Origin of the sequence: Dyella silvatica (genome assembly GCF_026283955.1) — a bacterium.
Classification (GTDB): Bacteria; Pseudomonadota; Gammaproteobacteria; order Xanthomonadales; family Rhodanobacteraceae; genus Dyella_C; species Dyella_C silvatica.
This window is the reverse complement of the sequence record NZ_JAPDPE010000159.1, coordinates 1-10,290: the sequence shown is the minus strand read 5'-3', so window position 1 is coordinate 10,290 and position 10,290 is coordinate 1. Positions and strand designations below refer to the sequence as shown.

Sequence of the window (10,290 nt, the reverse complement as noted above, 5' to 3'; positions counted from 1 at the left end):
GGGCATCATCAATGCGTATAACGACATGCTTTCCGCGCATCAGCCGTATGAGCGTTATCCGGCGCTGATTCGCGAGGCGGCGCGCCAAGTCGGCGTCACCGCGCAAATGGCCGGCGGCGTGCCGGCGATGTGCGATGGCGTGACTCAGGGCCGCGCCGGCATGGAGTTGTCGTTGTTCTCGCGCGACTTGATTGCCATGGCGACGGCGGTGTCGCTGTCGCATGACATGTTCGATGGTGCGCTTTACCTCGGTATCTGCGACAAGATCGTGCCGGGTCTGTTGATCGGCGCGCTGAGCTTTGGCCACTTGCCAGGCATTTTCGTACCGTCCGGTCCGATGCCCAGCGGGATCACCAACGAGCAAAAATCCAAGGTGCGCCAAGCCTATGCCGAGGGCAAGGCCGACCGCGCCGAGCTGCTGGAAGCCGAGGCCGCGGCCTATCACGCAGCCGGTACCTGCACTTTCTACGGCACTGCCAATTCCAATCAGATGCTGATGGAGATCATGGGCCTGCACTTGCCGGGCTCGAGTTTCGTCGCGCCCGATACGCTGCTGCGCGAAGCGCTTACCGTGGAAGCGGTACGCCGGGTCGCCGCGCTCAGTGAAGTGGGCGCCGGCCGCTTGCCAATCGGCCATATCGTCGATGAGCGCGCCATCGTCAATGGCGTGATTGGCTTGCATGCCACCGGTGGCTCGACCAATCACCTGCTGCACTTGGTGGCGATTGCGCGGGCGGCGGGTATCGAGCTGCGCTGGGACGATTTCGATGCCTTGTCATCGGCGATACCGCTGCTGGCGCGGGTGTACCCGAATGGCTATGCCGACGTGAACCAGTTTCATCAGGCCGGCGGCATGGCCTTCTTGATCGATCAGTTGCTCGATGCCGGTTTGCTACACCGTGATGTACGCACCGTATTCGGCACCGGCATGGACGGCTATACGCAGATACCCGAATTGAATATGGACGGCCAATTGCATTGGAGTCCGGTGACTAAAGAGAGCGGCAATCGCGGTGTATTGCGCGGCACGTCCGAGCCGTTCCGCGCCGATGGCGGCTTGCGCATGCTGGACGGCAATCTGGGCCGCGCGGTGATCAAGGTGTCATCCGTGCCGGATGAACGCCTGGTGATCGAGGCGCCGGCCCTGGTGTTTCACGACCAGGACGACGTGCGCCGGGCTTTTGAACGTGGTGAATTGAATCGCGACTTCATCGCGGTCGTGCGGTTTCAGGGGCCACGTGCCAATGGCATGCCGGAGTTGCACAAGCTCACCCCAACGCTTGCCGTGCTGCAGGATCGCGGCCACCGCAGTGCCTTGCTGACCGATGGCCGCATGTCAGGTGCGTCGGGTCGCGTGCCGGCAGCGATCCACGTAACGCCCGAGGCCGAGGCCGGTGGCGCCATTGCCAGGATTCGCGAAGGCGACATGATTCGTCTCGACGCCGCGACCGGGCAGCTGGATGTGCTGGTCGATGCGGCCGAGTTTGCGGCGCGAGTACCGGTTACGGCCGACCTCTCCGCCCATCACATCGGCATGGGGCGCGAATTGTTTGGCCTGTTCCGCCAGGCGGCGACTAGCGCGGACCTTGGCGCGGGTGTGCTTTGATACGTCGGTGGCGGTCCAGTGTTACGTCTTGGCGATAAGACCTATCGAATGAAACCTATCGATTCGGGCCTATCAATCCACGGTGGTTATTCCCCAACGGAGAGCATGTGAGCGCATCCATGGAACATAAGCAGCGGCAAATCGAAGCCACTCTGCGCTTAGCGCCGGTGGTCCCCGTGGTCGTTATCGACGACGTCAAGGCCGCGGTGCCGATGGCGCGCGCCCTGGTCGCCGGCGGCATCCCGGCGATCGAGGTCACCCTGCGCACACCCGCCGCGCTGGAGGCCATTCGCGCCATTGCCGCCGAGGTCGAAGGCGTGGTCATTGGCGTCGGCACGGTGTTGAGCGCAAAAGATCTACACGCCGCCGAACAGGCTGGCGCGCGCTTCGCCGTGTCGCCGGGCGTATCGCCGCATTTGCTGGCCGCCGCCGACGACAGTGACTTGCCGTTGCTACCCGGTGCCGCTACCGCCAGCGAGGTCATGAGCTTGCTGGAGCGCGGCTATCGCCTGCAGAAATTTTTCCCCGCAGTGCCGGCGGGCGGCGCAAAACTGATCAGCGCCTGGGCCAGTCCGTTGCCACAGGTGCGCTTCTGTCCCACCGGCGGCATCAGCTTGACCAGCGCGCCCGAGTTCCTGGTCTTGCCGAACGTGCTTTGCGTCGGCGGCTCCTGGCTTACCCCGGCCGACAAGCTCAAGAACGCCGACTGGGAAGGTATCGAGCAATTGGCGCGCGGTGCTGCTGCGTTATGTCAGTCAGCGCGTTGACAAGTGCCGTTGGCGTTGAAGGCCGGGTCGACTGATCTGGCTGGTTCTGGGCTCTGCGCCTGGCACTCGAGCGCGAGCGTGTAGCGACGTTTGGCCGTTTCCTGTGCGCCGAGCCGTCGATAAAAGCGCGCGGCCGCCACGTTCCAGTCAGGCGTCTGCCATTGCATCTGCCGGCAGCCTAACTGCGCGGCGAGCGCATGTGCGGCTTGCCATAGCCGCAAGCCGATAGCGTGACCGCGCCAGCCTTCGCACACATACAGGCAGTCCAGATGCAAGAAGCTGGCGCGATCCAGGGTGGAAAAATCCAGCGTGGCACTGGCATAGCCAACCGCCTGCTGGTCGACGCTGGCCAGCCAGGCATATAGCAAGGGCGGCGAGGCGTCCAAGGCCGCAACCAGGTTCGCATGGTGCGTGGTCGCATCGTGGGCCAGGCCCTCATAGGCCGCGTGCTCGGCGCATAGCGGCAGCAGCGCGGGGAGATCCGCGCCGCAAGCACGACGCAGCACTACGGCGGTGCTCACCTCAGCGCTCCAGGCCGAAGCCTTCGTCGATCCAGCCGGTCAGCCCGCCGATCATTTCCTTCACCGGGCGGCCTTGCTGGGCCAGCTTGATGGCGGCCTTGTTGGCGCCGTTGCAATGAGGGCCAGCGCAATACACCACGAACAAAGTATCGGGCGCGTACTCGGCCAGGCGCTGCTCGCTAAGCATGCGTACCGGTATGTTGAGTGCGCCGGGCAGGTGGCCGGCGGCATAGAGATTGGGCGTGCGCACGTCTAGCAGCACGAAGTCCTTGGTCTCGTGGTTGCTGGCGTAATAGACGTCGGCGCAATCGGTCTCATAGCCGAGGCGCGCCTGGAAATGCGCCAGGGCCTGCGGGCTGGCGGCGGCGGAAACACGTTGGACGACACTGCTCATGAGGCACTCCTGCGGTTCAAGGTGTGCGCAGTATCGGCACTGGTGCCGTTGGCCGACATTGGCGAGAATGCCATGCATCATGAATAAACCGCCAAAACGCCCGCGAGCCCGTTCCGGCCCTTGCAACCGCCGCGTGGCGGCCCTGGTCTACGACGGACTGTGCACGTTCGAGTTCGGCATCGCGGTAGAAATGTTCGGCCTGGCGCGGCCGGAGATCGCCTCTTGGTACGAGTTCGAATTGTGCGCGGTGGATGCCGGGCCCATGCGCGCCAGCGGCGGTTTGCAGGTCATCGCCCAAGGCGGCCTGGAGCGGCTGGCACAGGCAGGCACGGTGATCGTGCCAGGCTGGCGCGGGGTGGATGCGGCACCGCCGCCCGCCTTGCTCGATGCCTTGCGCGCGGCGCATGCACGCGGCGCCCGATTGCTATCGTTTTGCTCAGGCGTATTCGTGCTGGCCGCTGCCGGTCTGCTCGATGGCCATCGTGCGACGACGCATTGGCGCTATGTGCAGGCACTGGCCGAACGCTACCCGCGCATCCGCATCGAGCCAGGTGTGTTGTATGTCGACGAAGGCCATCTGCTCACCTCGGCAGGTAGTGCCGCCGCGCTGGATCTGTCACTGCACCTGATTCGCCGCGACTACGGCCCGCAGATCGCCAATCAGGTCGCGCGTCGCGCGGTGGTGCCGACGCATCGCGACGGCGGCCAGGCGCAGTTCATTCCCGCGCCGTTGCCCGAGCAAGGCGCCGCGCTAGGCACCTTGCTGGAGTGGATGCGCCGCCGCCTTGAGCAACCGCTGCCGCTCAGCCTGCTGGCCGAACGCGCCAGGGTGAGCGAGCGCACTCTGCTGCGGCGTTTCGAGGAGGCCACCGGCAGCACCCCCAAGCAATGGCTGACCCGCGAACGGCTGGACCGTGCGCGTAGCTTGCTCGAGGGCGGCAGCTTGCCGATCGAACGCATCGCCGATATCTGCGGCTTCGGCAGCGCCGATACACTGCGCCATCATTTTCGCCGCACGCTGCAAGTGAGTCCGTTGCGGTATCGGGAGCGGTTTGGGAGTTGAGAGCGGGGAACAGGGAGCGGGGAACAGGGAACGTAAAAGTTGAAGGGTGTTGAGGCGCTGCGTTCTTTTGAATTTTTTTGATCTTTCTTTGTTATAGCTCTTGCTTTATTGCTCCTGCTTTTTAGGTTTTTCCCCGTTCCCCGTTCCCCGTTCCCCGTTCCCCGTTCCCCGTTCCCCGTTCCCCAGCCAGGCCCGTCATGATCTACATCCTCCTCAGCGTCATCTGCAGTGTGCTGGTTTCTGTCTTGCTCAAGCTGGCGCGTCGTTTCGATATCGATGCGGGGCAGGCGATCATGTGGAACTACGTGATGGCCAGCGTGATGACCGCCTTGGTGTTTCATCCCTCGCTGGCGGTGCTGCACGGCACCGAGGCGCCGTGGCTGGGCCTGGTCGGGTTGGGTGTGCTGCTGCCGACGATTTTTCTCGCGCTGGCATCGTCGGTGCGGCATGCCGGCATCGTGCGCAGCGATGCGGCGCAACGCTTGTCATTGATGATCTCGCTGCTGGCGGCGTTTCTGCTGTTCGGCGAACCCTTGGTGGCGCAGAAAGGCGTCGGCATCGCGCTGGGCCTGCTGGCCTTGCTCTGCATGGTCTGGCGCGCGGATGAAAAGCAGGCGACAGCAGGCGCGCGTGCGTGGGTATGGCCATGGGTGGTCTTCGTCGGTTTCGGCATTATCGATATCTTGTTCAAGCGAGTGGCGCTTGCCGGCGTGCCGCTGCCGGCGTCGTTGCAGGCGATGTTCGCGTTGGCCTTCCCCGTGGCGCTGGTTATTCAGTTGTGGCGGGTCGCACGCAAGCAAACCCGCTTCACCGCGCGTAGTGCCGTCGCTGGCCTGCTGCTGGGCCTGACGAATTTCGGCAACATCCTGTTTTATCTGCGTGCGCATCAGGCGCTGGCGCAGCACCCCTCGCTGGTCTTCGCCAGCATGAATCTCGGTGTGGTGGCCCTGGGCGCAGTCGTCGGCACGCTGATCTTTCGCGAGCGTCTGAGCCGGCTCAATGCGCTTGGCGTGCTGTTGGCGCTGGGGGCGATTGGGTTGATTGCATGGTAAGAGCGGGGAGCAGGGAACAGGGAACGTGGAGTTCGATGGGTGATTGCAGCGCAGCGTTCTTTTGGATCTTTTTGATGTTTGTTTGTTTTAGCTCTTGCTTTTCTGCTCTTGCTTTATAGGCTTTTCCCCGTTCCCCGTTCCCCGTTCCCCGTTCCCCGTTCCCCGTTCCCCGTTCCCCGTTCCCCGTTCCCCGTTCCCCGTTCCCCGTTCCCCGTTCCCCGTTCCCCGTTCCCGGACCAACTCATGCGTACCCTGATCGACCGTTACATCGACGCCTACAACCGCAAAGACGTGGAGGCCATGCTGGCGACCATGCATCGCGAGGTGGTGTTCGAAAACTACAGCGCAGGCATGCTGGGTTTGCGCACCCTGGGTATCGATGAGTTGCGCCATCTGGCGGAAAGCTCGCGGCATCTGTTCTCGGCACGCAGGCAGACGGTAACGGCATACCGCCAGGATGGCGATACCGCGCATGTGGAGATTTTTTTTGAAGGGACGTTCGGTGTCGATCTACCCAATGGCGTGCGCGCCGGTCAGGTCATGGCGATGCCGGGACGCAGCGAATTTCGTGAGCGCGATGGCTTGCTGATTTATATCGCCGATCACAGCGAGTAAGCGTATGCAGCGTCGCCCTTGAGCGAGGCGGTGTCAGCGTCGCATCGACAGGCCCAGCGAAAGCGGTGTGGCGTCTTGATCCGGTCGGCGCAACAGCGCATGGCGCCAGCGCTGCTGTTGTAGCGCATCGCCTTCGATCAGCCACTGTGGTTTGTTCGCGACCAGTGCCGCTACCGGTATGCCGTCTTCGTAGAGCACGCGGGTACCGATCAGCGCGGGTAATCGATCGCCGCTCAGTACCGTACCCACCAGATTGAGCGGATCGCAGCCGCTGAGACAGATTAGCTGGCCATCGGGTTCGCGCTGGCACACGTTGCGCAGTTGGCCGATGGCCTCAGGCAGGGCGAATTGCTCGCCGATCAGGCCATCGACAAAACGGCCGCCGCGAATTTCGCCGCGCGCTTCCAGCCGGTGATACACGCGTAGCAGCTCACGCCAGCTAGGCAGCCAGGGCGCCTCGCGTTCCAGCAGTTTCCAAAACACCACGCCGTAGCGCTGCAACAGGCTACGCGCGATGTGCTCGATGTTTTCTGCCTCGCGTTCCGTCGGTGCGGGTTGGGACGGTGGACGGGCCAACGACCAACGGCCGGCATCTTCGATGCCGCCCAACATGTTTCGACGCACCCTGCGGTGGCGGTGTGCATCGCGTTTGGCTGCCGGTAACAGCAACGCACGTAGCCCGGCGAAGCTGTCAGCGGTAATACGGCCCGCCGCGACCAGTTCGCCCAAGGCATCTTCCAGCTCGGTGCGCAGCAGGCGCGTGGCATCGAGCAATTCATCGAAGAACAGCGCACCTTGCTGGGTCAGTGCATCGGCTACGGCCTGGGCGCGCGAGGAAATCAGGCCATCCTGGGTGTGGGATGCGTGTGCCACGGACGTCCATACGGCCATATGGCGTCGTGGCAGAAGCACGATAGGCGTGGCGCGCACCGGGCCGCTATTGCCGCTGCCGGCGCGCAGGCGGCTCCAACTGATGCGGCCCGCCCGGCATTGCTCATCCAGCCAGTGCGTGGAATAGCCCTCGATACGCGCTGGCAACAGCTCGGCTTCCCACGCTCCGGCCGCGGTCTCATAACCTTCCAGCTGCGCCAGTACGGCGGGCAATGCCTCGGGACCGCTCAGCCGCGTGCTTGGCGCGGCATGCTGCCACTCGAACAAAAAGCGCATCAGATTGCGCCGGCTTACCGGCTCGATCTCACGGCGCAGGCGGCCGATGGTATAGCGGTGACTGCGTGCGAGCAGGTGTCGCTCGCACCATTCGGTGTCGCTGGCCGTGGGCGTGAACAAGCCCTGGATCACATAGCCTTCCGATTGCAGGCGCATCAGCGCCAGCTCCACCTCGCTGGGTAATACCGCAAGCGAAGCCGCCAGTGCGGTGACCGTGGTGGGCCCCAGACCCACCAGGCGGCCCCGAATCAACTCAAGCAGCGCGTTTTCCGGCGTCCATGGTTGCACGGCGTATTCGGCGGGTGCGGCTATCGGCGGATGCAAGCTGGCGCCTGGGTGCAGCGCCTGCCACAGCGGTAGCTTCTCGGCGCTGCTCCAAACCGCTGTCGTCGCCGGTGTCCCAGCTGTTGCTGGCGGCGGGAGCGTCATGCTGGTTGCCCGCTGCGTCGCTGCCAGAGCTTCTAGCCAACCGGTCCAGCCTTGCTTGTCCGTGGCCTCGGTCGTAGTGACAAAGCCCAGCATGCTCAGTGCTTCATGCATCTCGTCGGCGTGGCGGACATCCGGCCAGGCCTCGGCCCTCACCGCGGCAATCGCATCGGCGTCGAGCTTGCCGAAATCGTCGATATCCTGGCCGCGCTGGGTGGACACGTTGCGCGTGCGCCGCTCCTCCAGCGGGGCGTCGTCGAGAAAGGCATACGGCGCGGCGTTGAGCACTTCGCTGGCCAGCGGGCTGGGCGCAATGAGGTCGCGCGCAACCACCTGGATCGAGCCATTCTCAAGCCCATGCAGAATGCCTAGTAGTCCATCGACATCCATCGCCTCGCGCAGGCAGTCGTGCAAGGTCTGATTGACCAGCGGATGGTCGGGAATCTCGCGTTCGCCGACGATGTTTTCCTGGCAGGCGACCTGATCGGGAAATACCGTGGCGAGCAGGTCTTCGCTTTTCATCCGCTGCAAGGGTGGCGGCACCTTCTTGCCACCGAGAAAGCGCGGCAGGGCCAGCGCTGTGGTCGCGTTCCAGCGCCAGCGCGCCGGGAACAGCGGCGCATCGAGCAGCGCCTGGATCAGCACATGCTCGGCGCTGCTGGAATGCAGATAGCGCGCGACCTCTTCCAGCGGAAAGCTGTGGCTGGTCGACAGCGATAGCACAATGGCATCTTCCGTGGCGGCAGCTTGCAGCTCAAAATTGAATTGACGGCAAAAACGTTTGCGTAGGGCCAGGCCCCAGGCGCGGTTGATACGGCTGCCATAAGGTGTATGAATCACCAGCTGGGTGCCGCCCGATTCATCGAAAAAGCGCTCGAACACCAGTGTCTGCTGGGTGGGTAGCACGCCTAGCGCCGCCTTGGCCTTGGTCAGGTAGTCGCTCAGCTGCTGGGCGGCGGCTTCGTTCAGGCCCAGCTCGTGGATCAGCCAGTGCAGGGCGCTGCCATCGTCGATGTGCGCGGCGATCTCTTCACGCAGCCGCGATACGCCCAGTGACAATTCGTTGCTGCGGCCGGGGGCTTCGCCCAGCCAGAACGGGATGCTCGGCGGCACGCCGTGGGCATCTTCCACACGCAGCCGGTCGCGCTCTACGCGCAAGACGCGGTAACTGGTATTGCCGAGCTGGAAAATATCGCCGGCCATGCTCTCGACGGCGAAATCCTCATGCACCGAACCAATCACCGTGGCTTGCGGTTCCAGCACCACCAGATAATCGGCGGTGTCGGGTATCGCCCCGCCCGAGGTAATCGCGGTCAACCGGGCGCCACGTCGTGCGCGCAACTGCTTATGCACGGCGTCGCGATGGATGTACGCCGCACGCACGCCGCGCCGCGTGCTGAAGCCGTCGGCAAGCATGCGCACCATGGCGTCGAACGACTCGCGCGACAGCGCCCGATACGGGTGTGCGCGACATATCACGGCATACAGCGCGTCTTCGCTCCACTCCTGGCACGCCACCTCGGCGACGATTTGCTGCGCCAGCACGTCCAGCGGTTGCGGCGGCAGGATCAAGGTATCGAGCTCGCCGCGGCGTACGCAGTCGAGTAGCGCCGTGCATTCGATCAAATCATCGCGGGTGGTCGGAAACAACCGCGCCTTGGGCGTGCCATTGACCGCATGGCCCGAACGCCCGGCGCGCTGCAAGAAGGCTGCGATCGAGCGCGGCGAGCCGAGCTGGCAGACCAGATCCACATCACCGATATCGATGCCCAGTTCCAGCGACGCCGTCGCCACCAGCACCTTCAGCTCGCCGCGTTTCAGCCGTTGCTCTGCATCCAGTCGCTGCTCTTTGGCCAGGCTGCCGTGATGGGCGGCCACCGCGGGTTTGCCCAGGCGCTCGGACAAATGCCGCGACAGCCGCTCGGCCATACGCCGCGTATTGACGAACACCAGGGTCGTGCGGTGTTGCTGGACCAGCGTGGCGAGCTGGTTGTAGATCAACTCCCAGCAATCGTTCGACATCACCGCTTCCAGCGGCACCGGCGGCACATCGATGGCGAGGTCGCGCGGGCGGCTATGGCCGACATCGACAATCGCGCAATCCGGGCTCCCCTGCTGGTAAGCAGGGGACGGTTGGGCAGGAGCAAGCGCAAGCGACGAGGTATCGGCCCCCGTGCCGACTAAAAAGCGCGCCACTTCTTCGATCGGCTTTTGCGTCGCCGACAAGCCGATGCGCAGCAACCGGCGCTGGCATAGATATTCCAATCGCTCCAGCGACAAGGCCAGATGCGCGCCGCGCTTACTACCCGCCAGCGCGTGGATTTCATCGACGATCACCGTGCGCGTGCCGCTCAGCATTTTCCGGCCGGATTCGGAGCCCAGCAGGATGTATAGCGATTCGGGCGTGGTGACCAGGATATGCGGCGGCAGCTTGCGCATCAGGTTGCGTTCCAGCTGCGGCGTATCGCCGGTGCGTACCGCCGTGCGGATATCCACGTCGGGCAGGCCGAGTTTTTCGAGTTCGGCGCGAATGCCTTCCAGCGGTGCTTCCAGGTTGATCCGAATGTCGTTGGACAGCGCCTTCAGCGGCGACACGTAGACCACCGTGGTGCGGTCGGGCAGGGCGCCGGCGTTGGCCAGGCCCTCGCAGATCAACGCATCGATGGCGGCAAGAAATGC

Annotated in this window: 8 protein-coding genes; 5 read left to right on the top strand and 3 right to left on the bottom strand. The window is 64.1% G+C overall.

What is annotated here, in order from left to right; genetic code table 11:
• Positions 1 to 1,606: phosphogluconate dehydratase (gene edd / locus OUZ52_RS21195; RefSeq protein ID WP_266160564.1), on the top strand; the 1,606-nt coding region annotated here is incomplete at its 5' end.
• Between the two features lie 119 nt (positions 1,607 to 1,725).
• A complete protein-coding gene (eda, locus tag OUZ52_RS21190) occupies positions 1,726 to 2,373 on the top strand; it encodes a bifunctional 4-hydroxy-2-oxoglutarate aldolase/2-dehydro-3-deoxy-phosphogluconate aldolase (protein WP_266160565.1) in 648 nt (215 codons plus the stop codon).
• On the opposite strand, the gene OUZ52_RS21185 is transcribed toward eda, so the two are convergent.
• Positions 2,358 to 2,894, bottom strand: a complete 537-nt coding sequence (locus OUZ52_RS21185) for a GNAT family N-acetyltransferase (protein ID WP_266160563.1) — start codon at positions 2,892 to 2,894, stop codon at positions 2,358 to 2,360. The two genes, eda and OUZ52_RS21185, sit on opposite strands and share 16 nt — an antisense overlap.
• Position 2,895: 1 nt before the next feature.
• A complete protein-coding gene (locus OUZ52_RS21180) occupies positions 2,896 to 3,288 on the bottom strand; it encodes a rhodanese-like domain-containing protein (RefSeq protein WP_266160562.1) in 393 nt (130 codons plus the stop codon).
• Between the two features lie 79 nt (positions 3,289 to 3,367).
• Between OUZ52_RS21180 and ftrA the strand changes: the two genes are divergently transcribed.
• The 3 genes from ftrA (at position 3,368) to OUZ52_RS21165 (ending at position 6,018) form a co-directional block, all read left to right on the top strand.
• Positions 3,368 to 4,351, top strand: coding sequence for a transcriptional regulator FtrA (gene ftrA, locus OUZ52_RS21175; protein WP_266160561.1), 984 nt, complete (start codon positions 3,368 to 3,370; stop codon positions 4,349 to 4,351).
• Positions 4,352 to 4,548: 197 nt separating this feature from the next.
• A complete protein-coding gene (locus tag OUZ52_RS21170; protein WP_266160558.1) occupies positions 4,549 to 5,403 on the top strand; it encodes an EamA family transporter in 855 nt (284 codons plus the stop codon).
• Positions 5,404 to 5,646: 243 nt separating this feature from the next.
• Complete coding sequence (locus OUZ52_RS21165) at positions 5,647 to 6,018, top strand: nuclear transport factor 2 family protein (protein ID WP_266160556.1); 372 nt, start codon at positions 5,647 to 5,649, stop codon at positions 6,016 to 6,018.
• A 33-nt stretch (positions 6,019 to 6,051) separates the two neighbouring features.
• On the opposite strand, the gene OUZ52_RS21160 is transcribed toward OUZ52_RS21165, so the two are convergent.
• Positions 6,052 to 10,290, bottom strand: a 4,239-nt coding sequence (locus OUZ52_RS21160) for a DEAD/DEAH box helicase (RefSeq protein WP_266160554.1), incomplete at its 5' end; no start/stop codon positions are given.